This is a genomic window from Ruania halotolerans (assembly GCF_021049285.1).
Taxonomy (GTDB): domain Bacteria; phylum Actinomycetota; class Actinomycetes; order Actinomycetales; family Beutenbergiaceae; genus Ruania; species Ruania halotolerans.
The window spans coordinates 3,417,874-3,435,641 of record NZ_CP088017.1; the positions used below are offsets into that span (position 1 = coordinate 3,417,874).

A 17,768-nucleotide genomic window follows, 5' to 3' on the forward strand; every position below is an offset into this window, starting at 1 on the left:
TTCTGCTTGTCCACGTCCTTGCGCGGGCTCGATCGCTTCCGGTGGGAGTCAGCCATCGGTCTTCTCCTTGTCGGTTGCACTCTCGGCCCCGGCGGGAGCGGTCACTTTCGCCTTGCGGGGTGAGGGAGGAAGGCTCTGCCCGGGCAGCGGGGGCACCGGATATCCGCCTGCGAAGGCGTCGAAGGCGGGCTCCTCATGCGTGCGCGCTTTTCTGCCCGTGGCCGAGGTCGCCTTGCCTGTGCCGGCCTTGCCTGTGCCGGCCGTGCCTGTGCCGCCTGCCTCGGCTGTGTCGGCTTTCTGCTTCTCCGGGAGGAGGAGCAGCACCACGGCGAAGGCCACTAGCGCCCCGGCCAGGATGAACAGCAACGTCTGCAGGCTGATGTCGGTGAACTGGCGCACACCTTGGATCACGGCGACGCCCACCACCCAGGCCAGGGAGACCGGGATGAGGATCTTCCAGCCGAGGTTCATGAACTGGTCGTAGCGGAACCGCAGCAATGTGGCGCGCAACCAGACGAAGAAGAACATGAAGCCCCAGAGCTTGATGAGGAACCACAGCAGTGGCCACCAGCCCTCGTTGAACATGCCGTCATTGATGGTCGAGATCGGCCAGGGGGCGCGCCAGCCCCCCATGAACAGGGTGGTCGCGATCGCCGAGACGTTCAGCATGTTGATGTACTCGGCGAGGAAGAACCAGGCGAACTTCATCGACGAGTACTCGGTGGTGTACCCGGCCACCAGCTCACCCTCGGCCTCGGGCAGGTCGAACGGGAGCCGGTTCACCTCACCGGTCATCGAGATCAGGTAGATCACGAATGCCGGCGCCAGCGCGACCGACCACCACAGCTGGGTCTGGGAGTCCACGATCTCGGAGGTGGACATGGAGCCGGACACGATCAGCACGCTGACCAGGGACAGGCTCATCGCCAGTTCGTAGGAGATGATCTGGGCGGTGGACCGCACCGATCCGAGCAGTGGGTAGGTGGAGCCGGAGGACCACCCGCCGAGCACGATGCCGTACACCCCGAGACCGGCGATGCCGAGGAAGTACAACACGGAGACCGGCAGGTCGGTGAGCTGGAGCGGGGTGACGATGTCGGTGAACGGGATCTGTACGGCCGGGCCGAACGGGATGATCGCGAAGATCATGAAGGCGCAGAACACCGAGATCAGTGGTGCCAGGAAGTAGATGACCTTGTCCGCGCCCTTGACCGTGATGTCTTCCTTGAGCAGAAGCTTCAGGGCGTCCGGGATCGACTGCACCAGTCCGAACGGTCCGCGCACATTCGGACCGAGCCGCTGCTGGAACCGGCCGATGACGCGCCGCTCGAACCACAGCGCGAACAGTACCGAGAGCAGCAGGAAGACCAAGATCGCGGCGGCCTTGATGAACATCAGGCCGATCGAGTCGCCGGAGAAGTCCGCCGCGCCGGTACTGGCGAGGATCGGCACGTTCGGGGTGTTCATCGCTGCACCTCCGTGCTGAGGGCGGTCAAGTCCACCACGGACCCTGCCCCGGCGCCGAGCATCCGATGGACCGAGGAGCCGGGTGAGTGCTGCGGCAGCCAGACCACGCGGTCGGGCATCGTCGTGATCGCGGCCGGAAGCTCGATCGATCCGGCGGGTCCGCTCACCCGGACCAGATCGCCGTCCGAGACCCCCACCTCGGCGGCGGTACCTGCCGAGAGCATGGCCACGGGCCGGCGCGCCGTTCCAGCCAAGTGTGGCTCGCCGTCCTGACCGCGTGCCGAATCGAGCTGCATCCGCCAGGACGCAAGGACTGCGCCACCGGCACCGACCTCGGGCGCACCCGAGGGCGCGACCTGCGGTGCCGCGGGATGAGTTCCATCCCAGCCGCTGAACTCAGCCAATTCTGCGTGCAGTGCCTCCAGGCTTCGCCCACCGAGCTGCGCGCCGGCGGCCGTGGCCACCATGTCGAGCACCCGGGAATCGCTGAGCCCGCCTTCGAACACCGGGGCGAACGGGCGGGGCCGCCCTTCCCAGGTGAGGAAGGTGCCGCCCTTGTGGGTGGGCGGGGCCACGGGGAACACCACGTCCGCGTGGTCGGTCACAGCGGAGCGGCGCACCTCGAGCTGGATGACGGTCCCGGCGGCGGACAGCGCCTGCTCCGCCAATGCCGGGTCGGGGAGGTCCTCAAGGTCCACACCGCCCACCAGCAATGCACCGAGCTCGCCATCGCGAGCGGCTTCCAAGATGCCGGTGAGATCGCGACCGCTCGCCTCAGGCAGGGAGTCAACACCCCAGACGGCGCAGACATCCACGCGGGCCTGGGCGTCGGCGACGGGCCGGCCGCCAGGTAGCAGCCCGGGCAGCAGCCCGGCCTCCACCGCGCCGCGGTCCCCCGCACGCCGGGGCACCCACGCCACCCGCGCACCGGTCTCTGCGGCCAGCCGCAGGAGGGCAGTGAAGGCACCCGGAACGCCGGCCAGCCGCTCACCGGCGAGGATCACGGTCCCCTCGGTGCGCACGCGCTCACTCAGTGCAGAAAGCGGCGAGGCGGAACTGTCCTCCTCGCGGGAAGGCGCCGGAACGCCGTCGGCCAGCGAGGCGAGCACCTCGGCCTCACCACCTGGGACGGTGTGCAGCACCTCGGCGCGCAGTTTGGTGCTGCCACGGCTGGTGAGGGGCGCGATCGCGTTGACGTGCACCGTCCCTGCCAGCACACCCTTACGCAGGCGCAGGAAGATCGTGCCCGCTTCCTCTTCGGGCTCGAACCCGACGAGGAGCACTTCCCCCGCCGTCTCGAGGTCAGTGAAGGTCACGTCCATTCCGGTGCCGGCCACGCGGTGGGCGAGGAAGTCAGCCTCCTCTGCCGAGTGTGCCCGCGCCCGGAAGTCGACATCGTTGGTGCCGAGCACCACGCGGGCGAACTTCGACCAGGCGTAGGCGTCCTCGACAGTCAGCCGGCCCCCGGGGAGTACGCCCACGCCGGAGCTGTGACGGGCGGCCGTGAGCGCTTGTGCCGCCAGGTGCGCCGCCTCGGACCAACTGGTGGGGACCAGTTCACCGGTCTGCTCATCTCGCACCAGCGGGCTGGTGAGCACATCCGGTGCACTCTGCCAGGCGAACGCGAACCGGTCCTTATCGGTGATCCACTCCTCGTTCACTCCCGGGTCGTCTCCGGCGAGGCGGCGCATCACTACACCGCGGCGGTGGTCGATCCGGATGGCGCTCCCGCATGCGTCGTGCTCGCCGATGGAGGGCGTGGAGACCAGATCGAACGGACGGGACCGGAACCGGTAGGCAGCCGAGGTGAGTGCGCCCACGGGGCAGATCTGCACAGTGTTGCCGGAGAAGTAGGACGCGAACGGGCGGCCCGATGCATCCAGGGCGGCCTCGCCCATCGTCGGAGTGCTCTCCCCAGTACCGGCGATCAGCGCAGCACGCCCCCCGGGCCCGACGGTGCCGTCGTCGGTGGCCTGCACCCCACCGGCGAAGCCGAGGATGGCCTCGTCGAAACGGCCGATCTGCTGCGCCGGCAATCCGTGGTCGTCCCCGTGTGGGGTCCCACCACCCCGGCCTTGCAGGTCGATGAACGTATCGCCGGCGATCTCATCGGAGAACCGGGTGCAGCGTTGGCACAGGATGCACCGATCCCGGTCGAGCAGGATCTGGGTGGAGATCTTGATCGGCTTCGGGAAGGTGCGCTTGACCCCAGTGAAGCGGGAGGTGCCGCTGCCGTTGGAGAGTGCCTGATTCTGCAGTGGGCACTCGCCGCCCTTGTCACAGACCGGGCAGTCCAACGGATGGTTGATCAACAGGAACTCGATCTGCCCGCGCTGCGCCTTCTCGGCCACCGCCGAGGAGTGCTGGGTACTCACCTGCATCCCCGGCATCACCTCCAGGGTGCAGGAGGTCTGCGGTTTCGGCATGGGGCGCACGTTGCCCTCACGGTCCGGTGCAGCCACCTCCACCAGACATTGCCGGCAAGCGCCGGCCGGCTTGAGCAGCGGGTGGTCACAGAATCGTGGGATCTGCACACCGATCTGCTCGGCCGCGCGGATCACCAGGGTGCCCTTGGGTACGGACACCTCAACGCCGTCGATGGTGAGGGTGACGTCGTCAGGCTTCGTGACGGCGTCGGTCGTCGTGGCAGGAGCGGTCATGACGTCACTCCGATAGCGGTGTTGGCTTCGTAGGGGAACAGCTCCCAGGCGGGGGTGTGCAGACCCTGCTCGAACTCGGAGCGGAAGTACTTGATCGCGCTCTTGACGGGTGTGGCGGCGGCGTCGCCGAGGGCGCAGAACGACCTTCCCTCAATGTTGCCGGCCACATCGAGCAGCAGGTCGATATCGGATTCGGTGCCCTGGCCGGCCTCGATGCGCTGCAGGATCTGCTTCAACCAGAAGGTCCCCTCGCGGCAGGGCGTGCACTTGCCACAGGACTCGTGCTGGTAGAAGTCGATCCATCGGGTCACGCAGCGCACCACTGAGGTGGTCTCGTCAAAGATCTGCAGAGCGCGGGTGGCAAGCATCGAGCCCGCTGCACCGACCGACTCATAATCGAGCACCACATCGAGGTGCTCATCGGTCAGGATCGGGGTGGAGGATCCACCCGGGGTCCAGAACTTCAAGCGATGGCCATCACGGACTCCGCCGGCCATGTCGAGCAGCTCACGGAACGTGATTCCGAGCGGGGCCTCGTACTGCCCCGGCCGGGTGACGTGTCCGGAGAGGGAGAACAGGCCGTGTCCCTTGGACTTCTCCGTGCCCATGCCCGCGAACCAATCCGCGCCGCGGCGCACGATCTGCGGCACCGAGGCGATGCTCTCCACGTTGTTCACCACGGTGGGGCGCGCGTACAGGCCCGCCACCGCGGGGAACGGAGGCTTGAGCCGGGGCTGGCCGCGCCGGCCCTCCAGGGAGTCCAACAGTGCGGTCTCCTCACCGCAGATGTAGGCGCCCGCGCCGGCGTGCACGGTGACCTCGAGGTCATAGCCGGTACCGAGGACGTCGTTGCCGAGGAACCCTGCCTCTTTCGCCTCTCGGACGGCCGCGAGCAGGCGCCGGTAGACGTGCACGACTTCTCCACGCAGGTAGATGAAGGCGTGGTTGCAGCCGATCGCGACGGCGGTGATCGCCACTCCCTCAAGAAGGGCGTGCGGGTTCGCCAGCATCAGCGGGATGTCCTTGCAGGTCCCAGGTTCGGACTCATCCGCATTGACCACGAGGTAGCGGGGGCCACCGTCCGGTTTCGGCAGGAAGCTCCACTTCAGGCCCGTCGGGAAGCCGGCTCCGCCGCGACCGCGCAGTCCGGAGTCCTTCACCATGGTGATCAGATCCGCTGGGTCGGTCGTCATGGCCGTGCGCAGACCGTCATAGCCGTGCCGGGACACATAGGTGTCCAACTTCCACGACTGCGGTGCGTCCCAGATATCGCTCAGGATCGGTGCGAGGGTACTCATCGGTCGGTCCCCTTCTCGTCTGTCTCCGCCACGGTCTCGGCCGAGGTGTCCGCCGGCGTGCTCGGCTCGCGCTCGGCGCTGGAACCCTCGTCTCCCACAGGGTCAGCGCCGGAGGCGGCCGCATCAGCGGCCACGTCCGGTCCCGCGGCGCCCTCATCGGCTCCGTCCTCGTCGCCAGGGGCTCGCCATCCGTTCTTGCGAGCCAGCTCCAGCCCCACCAGCGTGGCGGGGCCGGCAGCGATTCCCTCATCGGCGCGGCCGTCCTCGAAACCGGCCAGTACCCGGGAGACCTCCTTGAAGGTGGCCACGGAGCTTGCTCCCCTGGTGGGGGCGACCGGCTCACCGGCGAGCAGCTTGTCCACCGTCTCTGCGGCGGAGGCGGGCGTCTGGTTGTCGAAGAACTCCCAGTTGATCATCATCACCGGGGCGTAGTCACAGGCGGCATTGCACTCCACCCGCTCCAGGGTGATCGTGCCGTCCTCAGTGGTCTCGTCGTGCCCTATGCCGAGCTTGTCCGCGAGATGGTCGAAGATCGCGTCACCGCCCATGACGGCGCAGAGCGTGTTGGTGCAGATGCCGACCGTGTAGGTGCCATTGGGGTGGCGCTTGTACTGGCTGTAGAAGGTGGCCACGGCGGACACCGAAGCCCGCGAGAGGTCCAGGACGTCGGCACAGAAGCCGATCCCGGCAGGGCTGACGTAACCGTCCTGGGACTGCACCAGGTGGAGCAACGGCAGGAGCGCCGATCGGGGCTCGGGATAACGCGCCAGGATGGCCTGGGCGTCCGTGCTCAGACGCTCGAGAACCTCACCGGAGTAGCTGCTCGTGATCGTGGCCATCAGCGGTCCACCCCTCCCATCACCGGGTCGATCGAGGCAACGGCGACCACCACATCGGCGATGGTCCCGCCCTCACACATCATCCCGACCGTCTGCAGGTTGTTGAACGACGGATCCCGGAAGTGTGCCCGGTACGGGCGCGTTCCGCCGTCGGAGACGAGGTGCACCCCGAGAACACCCTTGGGGTGCTCGATCTGCTGGTAGACCTGACCGGCCGGCACCCGGAATCCCTCGGTGACAAGTTTGAAGTGGTGGATGAGCGCCTCCATCGAGGTCCCCATGATGGTGCGGATGTGGTCGAGGGAGTTGCCCTGCCCATCGCTGCCCACGGAGAGCTGCGCTGGCCATGCGATCCGCTTGTCCTCCACCATGACCGGCTGCTTGCCCGTCCGGTCCTGTGCCTCCAGGCGATCAAGCACCTGCTGCACGATCTTCAGCGATTCCCGCATCTCCTTGAACCGCAGCACCACGCGGGCGTAGGAGTCGGCGTCGGTGTGGGTCGGAACCTCGAAGTCGTAGGTCTCATACCCGCAGTACGGCTGCGCCTTGCGCAGGTCGAACGGGTGGCCCGCAGAACGCAGAATCGGCCCGGCCGCACCCAGAGCCATCGCTCCTGCGAGCGGTAGGTAACCCACGCCCTGCAACCGGCCGAGGAAGATCGGGTTCTTCAGGGTCAGCTTCTCCATCTGGGCGATCCGGTCCCGGATCGTGGGGATGGATTCGCGCACCTGCTGGGTGGCTCCCGGCGGGAGATCCTGGGCGACGCCACCGGGGCGAATGTAGCCATGGTTCATCCGCAGACCCGTGATGGCCTCGAAGATCAACAGGATCTGCTCGCGCGCGGTGAACCCGATGGTCATCATCGTGGTGGCGCCGAGCTCGTTCCCACCGGTGCCCAACGCGATCAGGTGCGAGGCGATCCGGTTCAGCTCCATCATCAGCACCCGGATCAGGCTGGCCCGCTCGGGTACGTCCTCAGTGATGTCGAGCAGCTTCTCCACCGCGAGGCAGTAGGCGACCTCCTGGAACAGCGGGGCCACGTAGTCCATCCGCGTGCAGTACGTCACGCCCTGGGTCCAGGTGCGGTACTCCATGTTCTTCTCGATGCCCGTGTGCAGGAAGCCGATCCCGGCGCGGGTCTCAGTGACGGTCTCGCCCTCGATCTCCAGCACGAGCCGGAGCACACCATGCGTCGAGGGGTGCTGCGGGCCCATGTTGACGACGATGCGCTCGTCCGCATTGGCCTCCGCGTCGGCGCTGATCTCGTCCCAGTCGCCGCCGCTGGCGGTGTACTCACGAGCACCGCCGGCATCACCGGCCGGGCCGGTGGACGTGGGGCGGGACGTGGTGGGTGGAGTAGTCATCAGTTGTACGACCTCCGGTTGTCGGGCGACGGCACTTCGGCGCCCTTGTACTCGACCGGGATCCCGCCGAGCGGGTAGTCCTTGCGCTGTGGGTGGCCGGGCCAGTCGTCCGGCATCTGGATGCGGGCCAACGAGGGATGCCCGTCGAAGATGATCCCGAAGAAGTCCCACGCCTCGCGTTCGTGCCAATCGTTGGCCGGGTAGACCTCGACGATCGTGGGGATGTGCGGGTCAGCGTCCGGCACGGCAACCTCGAGCCTGATCGCACGGTTGTGCGTGATGGAGAACAGCGGGTACACGGCGTGCAACTCCCGTCCCGCATCGCTGGGGTAGTGCACGCCACTGACGCCCAGGCAGAGCTCGAAGCGCAGATCCTGATCGTCACGCAGCGCGCGGGCCACCAGCGGGAGGTGCTCGCGGCGTACGAACAGGGTGCATTCGTCGCGGAAGATCACCACCTTCTCGATGGCATCGTCGTAGGCCACACCAGCCTCGCCGAGCACCTCGGCGAGAATGTCAACCACCTCGTCGAAGTAGCTGCCGTACGGGCGGGGCGTGGCTCCCGGCAATGCCACCACGCGCTGCAGACCGCCGAATCCGGAGGTGTCCCCGGTGCCGCGGACCCCGAACATCCCCGAGCGGACCTCCACGAGGTCCAGCGGGGCGCGCCCGCCCGGCTCGGCCACCTGGTCCAGGTGCTGCGAGCCGGCCTCCTGCGCCTCCTGGGCAGGGCTGGTGACGTCGTTGTTCTTCTCCTCGTCCGTCACGCGAGCAAGCCCTTCATCTGGTGCGTGGGAACCGCCTGGAGCGCGGCAGCCTCCACCTTCGCGCGCACCTCGGCGCGGTTACCGGCGAGCGGCTCGTTCTTCACGACCTGCTCGTGCAGTTCGAGGATGGCGTTGATCAACATCTCCGGCCGTGGCGGGCAACCGGGCAGGTACACATCCACGGGAAGCACGTGGTCCACACCCTGCACGATCGCGTAGTTGTTGAACATGCCGCCCGAGGAGGCGCACACACCCATGGAGATCACCCACTTGGGGTCGCTCATCTGGTCGTACACGGTGCGGATCACCGGGGCCATTTTGTGACTGAGCCGGCCGGAGACGATCATCAGGTCCGCCTGACGCGGCGAGGCGCGGAAGACCTCCATACCGAACCGGGAGATGTCGAACCGGGAGGTCCCGGCCGCCATCATCTCGATGGCGCAGCACGCCAGGCCCATCGTGACGGGCCACATCGACGAACTGCGGACCCACCCCACCAGGTCCTCCACCTTGCCGAGCATGAAGCCGCTAGGAAGCTTGTCTTCGAGTCCCATGGTTTCTCCTCCTTCCTCAGTCCCAGTCCAGGCCGCCGCGGCGCCATTCGTAGACGAATGGCACCGTGATCAGCACGAGGAACGTGAGCATTGCGATCAGCCCGAAGGTGGCGAGTTCGGAGAACGCGACCGCCCACGGGTAAAGAAACACGACCTCGATATCGAAGATGATGAACGTCATCGCCACGATGTAGTACTTCACCGGGAATCGACCGGACGCCGCATGTGGGGACGGCTGAATACCGCACTCGTAGGCGTCCACCTTGATCTTGTTGTACCGCTTGGGGCCGATCACCGTGCTGGCGGCGAGCCCACCCAGGCCCATCACGAGCGCCAGCAGGCCCATGATCAGCAGCGGGACGTACGGATTCGTCATGAGTTCTTCCTTCGGGCGGTGCTTCCCGACGGCGGCTGGCCGAGGTGGCAGGGCGCCGTCGTCTTGGTCTGTCGGTGTCTCATGCGGCCGGCACCATCTTGGTCAGCGCGGTGATGACCCGGTCAGTGGGGTCCCCACCGCGGGTGTCGTAACTGTCCGAAAGCAGTTTCAGCACGATCTTCATCAGCGTCGGGCGAGGCAGGCCGTACGTGGTGCAGATCCGCATCACCCGCGGGTTCTCGATGAGCTTCACGAATGCCCGGCCGAGGCTGAAGTAGCCGCCCAGGTCGGCTCGCATCCGCTCCGGGTAGGTGGCCAATGTCCGTTCCCGCGCTGCGTCGCTGGTCCGGGCGAGTGCCTGGGCGATCACGTCGGCCGCCACGCGTCCGGCTTGCAGACCGTAGGCGATGCCCTCGCCGTTGAACGGGGAGATCATGCCGCCGGAATCGCCCACCAGCAGCAGACCGCGGGTATACAGCGGCTGCCGGTTGAAAGCCATCGGCAAGGCCGCGCCACGCACAGGGCCCTCCTGGTTCTCCGGGGTGAACTCCCACTCCGGCGGAGCGTTGCGCATCCAGGCCGCGAACAGCGACTTGTAATCGAGCTGGGTCGCCTTGGCAGTTGAGCTCACTGAGCCGAGCCCTACGTTCGCCAGCCCGTTGCCGAGGGCGAAGATCCAGCCGTAGCCGGGCAGGAGCTGGGACCTGCCCGGTTCCCCGTCCCACAGCTCGAGGTGCGATTCCATCCACTCGTCGTTGTGACGGGGAGTGCGGAAATAGGTCCGCACGGCCACACCCATCGGACGTCGCTCCATCTTGGCCAACCCGAGCGAGGTGGCCATCCGGGCGGAGACGCCGTCGGCCCCGATCACCACAGGGGCACGGAAGGTCAGCGGCTCGCCGTCCACCCGCCGACCCTTGCCGTCCACCTGCTTGGCTTCGACACCGATCACCCGGCCGGTGCGGTCATCGAGCAGCGGGCCGGTCACTGACGTGCCCTCAAGGAGCTTCGCCCCGGTGGCGCGCGCGTGGTACGCGAGCGTGGCGTCCAGATCGGTGCGGGCCTTCGCCAGGCCGTAATCGGGGTAGCGCTCGATCTGCGGCCACGGCAGGTGGATGGTGTGCCCGCCACCGATCACGCGTAGGCCGCGATTGCGGATCCAGCCGTCCTCGGCCGGGGTGGGCACACCCATCCGGATGAGTTCCGATACCGCGCGCGGCGTCAGCCCGTCACCGCAGATCTTGTCCCGTGGGAATGTGCCCTTCTCCAGCAGGAGTACCTCGAGGCCCGCAGCCGCGAGGTAGTGCGCGCTTGCGGCACCGGCCGGGCCTGCGCCGACGACGATGACGTCTGCGTCATCGACTGTGCTGCGCACGTTCCACCCGACCTGTCTCGTCGCTGATCTGCCTCAGGTTCACCGTCCGCACCAGGTGAGCTGGGGCCCTCCCGGGTCAGCCCAGCAACCGGCATGCGGCCACGGCGGAGCACCGAACCTGCATCGGCGGGTCGGTTCTCGACGCCTAGGCTACCCCGCTCTGGGTGTGCACGAGACCATCGGCGCCCTGGCTTTGGCGCACGATTCTGCGGTTTTTTCGCTATGCCTGAGTATCGTAAATCCCTGGATGCGATTCATGCGGCGGTCCGTCTGGAGCGATGGTCGCTGCGATGGTCCATCGGTGACCATGCGATGTCCGATCCCCGGGATCGGACGACGGTTCACGCGGGCTTCGTCGCTCGGTGCAGCGCCACAATGCCGCCGCTCAGGTTCCGGTAGGCCACCGAACGCCAGCCGGCCTCGTGCAGCAGACCCGCCAGCGCCCGCTGGTCCGGCCACTGCGCGATCGACTCCGAGAGGTAGGAGTAGGCGTCATTGTTGGAGCTCACGAGCGCGGCCACCCTCGGGAGCACCTGATCCCGGTAGAAGCCGTACAGCCGCCGCCAGGCGGCGTTTGGTGGTGTGGAGAACTCACAGATCACGAGCCGGCCCCCCGGTACGGTGACGCGGAACATCTCGGCGAGGGCCGCCGTCGTATCGACGACGTTGCGCAGCCCGAAGGAGATCGTGACCGCATCGAAGCTCGCCTCGGCAAACGGAAGGGCGGTGGCATCGCCCACCACAAAGTTCAGGTCGGGCCGGCGGCGCTTGCCCACGGCCACCATCCCGGCAGAGAAGTCGCACGGGACGACGTCAATCCCGGCATCGGCGTACGGCTCGCTGGAGGTGCCGGTGCCTGCGGCCAGATCGAGCACACGCTCCCCCGGCACTGCACCGACTGCCGCACGCGTGCGAACCCGCCACAGCCGGTCCATTCCCATCGAGAGCACATCGTTGGTGAGGTCGTAGGCGGGTGCGACACCGTCGAACATTCCTGCGACCTCGCGCGGATCCTTGGCCAGGCTGGCTCGTGACATACCTCTAGTATCGCCACACTCCACAGTTCCGCGGAGCGTTCGCCTGCCACGTGACCAGCATCACCGATGCCAGCGGGTGGAACAGCCCCAGCCCGGAATAGGCTGGCGAGCGATGACCGATGCAGCTGCCGAACCCTGGCCGCCGACCCTGCTCGCGCGAACGATCTCCGTTCCTGAGGAGGCGCTCGGCTCCCTGTTCGACCTCCTTCCGGCGGCCTCGCCCGCCTGCGCGTTGGCGTGGGTCCGGCGCGGCGAGGGGATCATCGGCTGGGGTGAGGCGCTGCGGATCGAGACCAGCGGCGAGCAACGTTTCGCCGAGGCAGATCAGCGCTGGCGTGACGTGGCTCAGCACATGGTCGTGCGCGACGAGGTACGCCGGCCCGGGACCGGGCCGGTCGCGTTCGGCTCTTTCGCGTTCTCGCCCGAGTCCGAGGCCGGCGGCACGCTCGTGGTCCCCCGGGTGGTCGCCGGGCGCCGCGGCACAGCGGCGTGGCTGACCACGATCACCTCAGCGTCCGAACTGCAGCCTCCGCCCAACCCGACGGCGCTGCGCACCGCCCGCGAGGAGGCCCTCGCTCGGCCTGATGTGACCTACACCGACGGTGCGTTGCCTGCACCGCAGTGGGGGGACGCCGTCGCCGACGTGGTGCGACTGATCAAGTCCCGGGATGTGGCCAAGGTGGTGATGGCCCGCGATGTCATCGCACAATTGGACTCCCCCGTGGACGTGCGCCGGCTGCTCGGTGCTCTGGCCGAGGATTACCCGACCTGTTGGACGTTCGCCGTCGACTCCCTGGTGGGTGCGACCCCGGAGTTGCTGGTACGCCGCGAGCGCGGACTGCTCTCGTCCCGCGTGCTGGCCGGGACGATCCAGCGCACCGGGAACGACGAAGCAGACTTGGCCCGCGCGGCCTCCCTGGCCCGCTCCTCGAAGGACCTCGAGGAGCATGAGTTCGCCGTGGACTCCCTGACGCGCTCGCTGGAACCCTATGCGGCGTCCACCAGCGCACCCGAGGCGCCCTTCGTGCTGCACCTGCCGAACGTGATGCACCTGGCCACGGACGTGACCGCGGTGCTCGATGACGCTCATGCCGACATGTCCTCACTGCAGGTGGCGGCCGCACTACACCCCACGGCAGCCGTGTGCGGCACTCCCACCGACGTGGCCGCCCGGATCATCGCCGAACACGAGCACATGGACCGCGCGCGATACGCCGGGCCGGTGGGCTGGATCGGCGCCGACGGTGACGGTGAGTGGGGCATCGCCCTGCGCTCTGCCGAGGTGGCCCAGGATGGCCGGTCGTTACGGTTGTTCGCTGGGTGCGGGATCGTCGCCGCCTCAGACCCAGCGGCTGAGATCGCTGAGTCCGAGGCGAAGCTGGAGCCGATGCGGACCGCATTGGCTCACTAGGACGTCACATCCTCCCGGGCGGCGAGCGTGACCATCACCTCGTCCAGCTGACCATCCCGGACCACGCCGAGGCTTACCTGGTCGCCCGAGGAGTAGGTCCGCACGTACCCGGTGAGGGAGGTGGCACCTCCCACGGCGTGGTCGTCGATCTGGACGATCACATCGCCGGACTGCAGGCCGGCCTCGGCAGCCGGCGTGCCATCCATCACCTCGTGCACGGCGGCGCCCGATCGAGTGGATCCGTCCGCCGTGACGGTCTCGTCGGTGAGGGTCACGCCCAGATAGGCGTGCTCTGCTGAACCGTCGGAGATGAGCTGATCGGCGATGTTCGTGGCGAGGTCCACGGGGATCGCGAAGCCGAGGCCGATACTGCCCGACGACTGGCCGTCTGTGGCGATGGAGGAGGTGATGCCGATCACGTGGCCCTCCGAGTCGAATAGCGGACCGCCGGAGTTCCCGGGGTTGATGGCCGCGTCGATCTGGATGGCATTGGTGACGACCGACTCCTGCGACTGCTGGTCGGTGGTGCCCACCGGGCGGTCCAGGGCCGAGACGATCCCCGTGGTGACGGTGGAGTCCAGCCCGAGCGGGTTGCCCACGGCCATCACGTTCTCTCCGACGGCGACATCCTCCGAGGTGCCGAGCGTTGCTGCCGCGAGGTCCTCCGGCGGGTCGGAGAGCTGGAGCACGGCAAGGTCGGTGGCGGGGTCGGTACCGACGATCTCCGCCTCGTACATCCGCCCGTCGCTGAGCGTGACGGCCAGCTGCTGGGCGCCCTCGACCACATGGTTGTTGGTGAGCACGTAACCCGAATCAGCGTCGATGATCACCCCGGAGCCGGCGCCTTGCCCCCGCTGGGACGCGGCGTCGATGGCCACCACACTCGGACGCACCGATTCGGCGACCGCCTGCCAGTTCGGGCTGCCATCGGCGGCCGGGGCCACGGTGGTGCCAGCGGACACCTGGGTCAGCGCGGAATCGCTTGAGTCGGCGATGCCGTGGAGCGCCAGGGCGGTGCCGCCGCTGGCCAGCATGGCCGAGAGGATCGCGGCCGCGCCGACCATCAACCAGGGGCGCTGCCGCTTGCCGCGCGGTGCGAGAGCCGGTGGGTGATTGCCCGGCTGCGTCGCCTGCTGGGCGGCCGGTGGTGCAGGTGTGGGCATCGGGTTCGGCCCGTGGGGATGACCGTGCCCGCCTGCATGGCCGGCACTCCCGGCACTCCCGGCACCGCCCGCCGGTGTGGGAGCGGACCAGGCGTAGGGGTTCGGCGGTGTAGTGGTGGCCGTCCAGGAAGCCGGGCCGGCCTGCATGGCAGGGCCTGCGGCTCCGTGTGCCGAGGCGGGCTGCTGGGACGACTGCTGCTGTGGCGGTGGGGCAGGGATGGGGTGGTCTGGCGTCGGTCGGTGACCCTGCGGCTCGGCGGCGGGCCCCTCTGAACCGGGACGATACTGCTCGTTCATGAGTCCTCCTTACGGTGATGGACCCATCTCAACGCCTTGACCTGTCGTGCGGCTGAACTGTTCCTGAGAGCCTCCTGGGAATCACAGCCACAGGTCATGTGAACCCAGTTTTCCTGGGTGAACCCACGACGGCGCAGGTTCAGTCACGAGAAATGGATTCAGAGTGTGGGCGGTGCCTAGCTCCGGACGACCTCGCGCAGCCGGGCCGTCATCGTCTCCGCACGTTGCCGTGCGGTGTCGGGATCCAGCCGGACCTCGACCACACTGCGACCGCGAACCGGCATCGTGAGCGTCTCAGCCAACTCCGCGGCTGTACTCACGCGGCGGTAGACCGCTCCAAACCCGGCCGCGAGCGCCGCGATGTCGACACCCTGCGGGGTGGCGAAGAACCGGCCGAAGGTGTGGGCGTACTCGTTCTTGCCGTGCTCGAGCGTGGCGAAGATGGAGCCGCCATCATCGTTGAGCACGACCACCTGCAGGTCCACCTCGCGTTCGAGGCGGCCGCGGGCGAGGCCTCCGACGTCGTGGGCGAAGGTGAGGTCTCCCATCAAAGCTCGCACCGGGGTACCGGTCAGCGCCAGCCCGGTGGCCGTGGAGATGGTGCCGTCAATGCCCGCGAGGCCACGGTTGGCGAACACCCGTGTTGCTCCCGAGGGTGCTGGGCCGGCTGGTGCAGCCAGGTCGGCGTCGCGGACCGCCATCGAAGAGCCAAGCACCACCGTTCCACCGGCCGCGAGCACGGCGTGGGCGACCGCCGGGCCGTCGAGCGGACGCGGCTGGGCCAACTCCGCTGCCACCGCGACCGAGGCCGCCAGCCATCGGTGCAGCCAGTCCTGCTCGCCGTCATCGAGTTCGCCGGGGACGGCGACGGCGTCGGCGATCACTCGCGCGGTTCCGGCGACATCGGCCCAGTCGGCAGTGCCGGGCACCACAACCACGTCCACGTCGTCGCGGGCGAGTAGCCGGGTGACCGGGCGGCTCAGCGTGGGCCGGCCGAGCACCACCACCCGCTCGATCTGGTCGGCCAGCTCCTCGACGATCACACGACCGGCGACCACCGCAGTGGCGGCGCCGCGCAGGCCGGAAGAGGGTTCGGCGAGGATCGGCCACCCCCAGGAGGCCGCCTGTTCGACAGAGGCTGCCGATGGGGCGCCGTCGCCGGCCACCACCACCGTGCGCGGACCGCGCGGCAGCGCCACGGGCTCGCCCGGTTGACTGCCGATCACCTGCACCGGCGAGGGGATCTCCTCGACCCACGGACCGTCGTCGGGAGTGAGCGGGTCACGGAAGGCGACGTTCAGGTGCACCGGCCCGGGTGTGCGGGTGCGGGCGCCGATGGCGGCCAGCACGGCGCGAGTGACGGCACTGCGTACTCCGCGCGCCGGGTCGGCATCGTCGGCGGGCAGTTCGGTGAAGCTGCGGACGGTCGAGCCGAAGATCTTCACCTGGTCGGTGGTCTGGTTCGCCCCGACGCCGCGCAGCTCGTGCGGCCGGTCGGCACTGACGACCACCAGCGGTGCCCCGGAGTGGGCGGCCTCGAGCACCGCGGGGTGCAGGTTCGCCACGGCAGTGCCGGAGGTGGTGACCACAGCGGCCGGGCGCACCCGGGCGATCCCGAGTGCGACGAATCCGGCCGAACGCTCGTCGATGCGGATGTGGACCTGGAGCCAGCCGGCGCTCTCAGCTGCGTGCAACGCATAGGCGAGCGGTGCGCTCCTGGACCCAGGCGCGAGCACCACATCCCGGACCCCAGCGGCCACCAGAGCGGTCACGACGGCCCGCGCACGCGCGGTGGACGGGTTGGTCATGCCCGCGATCCTGTCACGGCAGCCAGTCGATCGTGCCAGCGCGCGGTGACCGCCTCGTCGGCAGCCGCAGCCTCGAGCAGGTGTGGTTCGGGGGCCACGCGGCGTACCGGCAGTTCGCCGTTCGTGGGAAGCAGCGGGTCGCCGACGACGTCCCGTTCGAACAGGTGCACGGTGGCCAGACCGCAGGCGTAGGGCAGTTCGGGCAGGGCCGCCGCGAGCGCCACTCCGGCGGCGATCCCGACGGAGGATTCCAGCGCCGAGGAGACCACCACCGGCAGACCGATCTGCTCCGCGATCCGCAGCGCTGCTCGCACACCGCCGAGCGGCTGCACCTTGAGCACCACCACGTCCGCCGCCTCGGCGCGGACAACGGCGAACGGGTCGGCTGCGCGGCGGATGGACTCATCGGCAGCGATCGGGACGTTGCCTCGGCGGCGGAGCGTGGCCAGGTCCTCGACGGCGGCGCACGGCTGCTCCGCGTACTCCAGGCCACCGGCGGCACGGTCCAGGATCGGGAGGCGGCGCGAGGCTTCGTCCAGATCCCACGCAGCATTGGCGTCAATCCGGATCGCCCCACTCGATCCGAGAGCGTCCCGCACGGCCTCCAGACGGGCCTGCTCCTCGCCCAGGGTCTGGCCCGGTTCGGCCACTTTCACTTTGGCTGTGCGGCAGCCACCGCTGGCGGTGACGATCGCGTGGGCGCGCTCGGGCGTGGTGGCCGGGACGGTGACGTTGACCGGGATGCGCGTGCGAACAGGGTCCGGGTACGGGAGGGTGGCCGCTTCATGGGCGGCAGCCCACCAGGCGCGGGATTCTTCGACGCCGTACTCCCAGAACGGGGAGAACTCACCCCAGCCGGCCTCGCCCTCGATCACCATCCCATCGCGCCGGTCCAGTCCGCGGAACCGGGTCCGCAGGCCGATCGAGTAGCACGCCGTTCTCACCCGCTCAGGATAGGGGTCCGCCACCTGCCCGATTGGGAAGCAACCATTCTGGTACGTTAGTACTAGAAAGTTGAGGTGGAGTCATGGCGTGGGTCGTGTTGATCGTGTCGGGGATGCTGGAAACGGTGTGGGCGACGAGCCTCAAGGCGTCGGAGGGTTTCACGAAGCTGTGGCCGTCGGTGGTGTTCGTGGTCTCGCTCGTGGCGAGTATGGCGGGGCTGGCCTACGCACTACGCAGCCTCCCGGTCGGCACTGCCTACGCGGTCTGGGTCGGCATCGGCGCCAGCCTGACGGCGGTGGTCGGGATGGTCTGGTTGGGCGAGGGTGTGAGCGTGCTCAAGATCGTCTCACTGGTGCTGATCGTCGCTGGAGTCGTGGGACTCAACCTCTCCGGCTCCGAGCACTGAG

Annotated in this window: 15 protein-coding genes; 2 read left to right on the forward strand and 13 right to left on the reverse strand. The window is 68.4% G+C overall.

The features are described from left to right. Positions 1 to 48: 48 nt before the first annotated feature. The 10 genes from nuoH to LQF10_RS15440 form a co-directional block, all read right to left on the reverse strand. Positions 49 to 1,467: an NADH-quinone oxidoreductase subunit NuoH gene (gene nuoH, locus LQF10_RS15395; protein ID WP_231064695.1), complete on the reverse strand. Its 1,419-nt coding sequence runs from the start codon at positions 1,465 to 1,467 to the stop codon at positions 49 to 51. Further along, on the reverse strand, positions 1,464 to 4,127 hold the full coding sequence (locus tag LQF10_RS15400) for an NADH-quinone oxidoreductase subunit G (protein ID WP_231064696.1): 2,664 nt from the start codon (positions 4,125 to 4,127) through the stop codon (positions 1,464 to 1,466). The genes nuoH and LQF10_RS15400 overlap by 4 nt, the downstream gene beginning before the upstream one ends. Further along, positions 4,124 to 5,425, reverse strand: coding sequence for an NADH-quinone oxidoreductase subunit NuoF (gene nuoF, locus LQF10_RS15405; protein ID WP_231064697.1), 1,302 nt, complete (start codon positions 5,423 to 5,425; stop codon positions 4,124 to 4,126). The genes LQF10_RS15400 and nuoF overlap by 4 nt, the downstream gene beginning before the upstream one ends. Beyond that, complete coding sequence (nuoE, locus tag LQF10_RS15410) at positions 5,422 to 6,264, reverse strand: NADH-quinone oxidoreductase subunit NuoE (RefSeq protein ID WP_231064698.1); 843 nt, start codon at positions 6,262 to 6,264, stop codon at positions 5,422 to 5,424. Before nuoE ends, nuoF begins: the two co-directional genes overlap by 4 nt. Next, positions 6,264 to 7,628: an NADH-quinone oxidoreductase subunit D gene (locus LQF10_RS15415; protein WP_231064699.1), complete on the reverse strand. Its 1,365-nt coding sequence runs from the start codon at positions 7,626 to 7,628 to the stop codon at positions 6,264 to 6,266. The genes nuoE and LQF10_RS15415 overlap by 1 nt, the downstream gene beginning before the upstream one ends. After that, positions 7,628 to 8,395 carry an NADH-quinone oxidoreductase subunit C gene (locus LQF10_RS15420; protein ID WP_290371110.1) on the reverse strand — a complete coding sequence of 256 codons (768 nt, stop codon included), beginning with the start codon at positions 8,393 to 8,395 and terminating at the stop codon, positions 7,628 to 7,630. The genes LQF10_RS15415 and LQF10_RS15420 overlap by 1 nt, the downstream gene beginning before the upstream one ends. Beyond that, positions 8,392 to 8,949, reverse strand: a complete 558-nt coding sequence (locus LQF10_RS15425; protein ID WP_231064700.1) for a NuoB/complex I 20 kDa subunit family protein — start codon at positions 8,947 to 8,949, stop codon at positions 8,392 to 8,394. The genes LQF10_RS15420 and LQF10_RS15425 overlap by 4 nt, the downstream gene beginning before the upstream one ends. A gap of 16 nt (positions 8,950 to 8,965) precedes the next feature. Beyond that, positions 8,966 to 9,325, reverse strand: a complete 360-nt coding sequence (locus LQF10_RS15430) for an NADH-quinone oxidoreductase subunit A (protein ID WP_231064701.1) — start codon at positions 9,323 to 9,325, stop codon at positions 8,966 to 8,968. A 79-nt stretch (positions 9,326 to 9,404) separates the two neighbouring features. Beyond that, complete coding sequence (locus LQF10_RS15435) at positions 9,405 to 10,700, reverse strand: geranylgeranyl reductase family protein (protein ID WP_231064702.1); 1,296 nt, start codon at positions 10,698 to 10,700, stop codon at positions 9,405 to 9,407. A 341-nt stretch (positions 10,701 to 11,041) separates the two neighbouring features. Further along, positions 11,042 to 11,737, reverse strand: a complete 696-nt coding sequence (locus LQF10_RS15440; RefSeq protein ID WP_231064703.1) for a demethylmenaquinone methyltransferase — start codon at positions 11,735 to 11,737, stop codon at positions 11,042 to 11,044. A gap of 112 nt (positions 11,738 to 11,849) precedes the next feature. On the opposite strand from LQF10_RS15440, the gene LQF10_RS15445 reads away from it, so the two are divergent. Further along, positions 11,850 to 13,148 carry an isochorismate synthase gene (locus LQF10_RS15445; RefSeq protein WP_231064704.1) on the forward strand — a complete coding sequence of 433 codons (1,299 nt, stop codon included), beginning with the start codon at positions 11,850 to 11,852 and terminating at the stop codon, positions 13,146 to 13,148. On the opposite strand, the gene LQF10_RS15450 is transcribed toward LQF10_RS15445, so the two are convergent. The 3 genes from LQF10_RS15450 to LQF10_RS15460 form a co-directional block, all read right to left on the reverse strand. Further along, a complete protein-coding gene (locus LQF10_RS15450; protein WP_231064705.1) occupies positions 13,145 to 14,608 on the reverse strand; it encodes a S1C family serine protease in 1,464 nt (487 codons plus the stop codon). The two genes, LQF10_RS15445 and LQF10_RS15450, sit on opposite strands and share 4 nt — an antisense overlap. 176 nt (positions 14,609 to 14,784) lie before the next feature. Beyond that, on the reverse strand, positions 14,785 to 16,416 hold the full coding sequence (menD, locus tag LQF10_RS15455; RefSeq protein WP_231064706.1) for a 2-succinyl-5-enolpyruvyl-6-hydroxy-3-cyclohexene-1-carboxylic-acid synthase: 1,632 nt from the start codon (positions 16,414 to 16,416) through the stop codon (positions 14,785 to 14,787). Continuing rightward, complete coding sequence (locus LQF10_RS15460) at positions 16,413 to 17,360, reverse strand: o-succinylbenzoate synthase (protein WP_231064707.1); 948 nt, start codon at positions 17,358 to 17,360, stop codon at positions 16,413 to 16,415. Before LQF10_RS15460 ends, menD begins: the two co-directional genes overlap by 4 nt. Positions 17,361 to 17,443: 83 nt before the next feature. On the opposite strand from LQF10_RS15460, the gene LQF10_RS15465 reads away from it, so the two are divergent. Next, a complete protein-coding gene (locus LQF10_RS15465; protein ID WP_231064708.1) occupies positions 17,444 to 17,767 on the forward strand; it encodes a DMT family transporter in 324 nt (107 codons plus the stop codon). Position 17,768 lies beyond the last annotated feature (1 nt).

Excerpts from the sequence above, each read along its gene's own strand:
- LQF10_RS15400 (WP_231064696.1), bottom strand. The coding sequence starts at position 4,127 with ATGACCGCTCCTGCCACGACGACCGACGCCGTCACGAAGCCTGACGAC.
- nuoH (WP_231064695.1), bottom strand. The coding sequence starts at position 1,467 with ATGAACACCCCGAACGTGCCGATCCTCGCCAGTACCGGCGCGGCGGAC.
- nuoE (WP_231064698.1), bottom strand. The coding sequence starts at position 6,264 with ATGGCCACGATCACGAGCAGCTACTCCGGTGAGGTTCTCGAGCGTCTG.
- nuoF (WP_231064697.1), bottom strand. The coding sequence starts at position 5,425 with ATGAGTACCCTCGCACCGATCCTGAGCGATATCTGGGACGCACCGCAG.
- LQF10_RS15430 (WP_231064701.1), bottom strand. The coding sequence starts at position 9,325 with ATGACGAATCCGTACGTCCCGCTGCTGATCATGGGCCTGCTGGCGCTC.
- LQF10_RS15465 (WP_231064708.1), top strand. The coding sequence starts at position 17,444 with ATGGCGTGGGTCGTGTTGATCGTGTCGGGGATGCTGGAAACGGTGTGG.
- LQF10_RS15445 (WP_231064704.1), top strand. The coding sequence starts at position 11,850 with ATGACCGATGCAGCTGCCGAACCCTGGCCGCCGACCCTGCTCGCGCGA.
- LQF10_RS15450 (WP_231064705.1), bottom strand. The coding sequence starts at position 14,608 with ATGAACGAGCAGTATCGTCCCGGTTCAGAGGGGCCCGCCGCCGAGCCG.
- LQF10_RS15415 (WP_231064699.1), bottom strand. The coding sequence starts at position 7,628 with ATGACTACTCCACCCACCACGTCCCGCCCCACGTCCACCGGCCCGGCC.
- menD (WP_231064706.1), bottom strand. The coding sequence starts at position 16,416 with ATGACCAACCCGTCCACCGCGCGTGCGCGGGCCGTCGTGACCGCTCTG.
- LQF10_RS15425 (WP_231064700.1), bottom strand. The coding sequence starts at position 8,949 with ATGGGACTCGAAGACAAGCTTCCTAGCGGCTTCATGCTCGGCAAGGTG.
- LQF10_RS15440 (WP_231064703.1), bottom strand. The coding sequence starts at position 11,737 with ATGTCACGAGCCAGCCTGGCCAAGGATCCGCGCGAGGTCGCAGGAATG.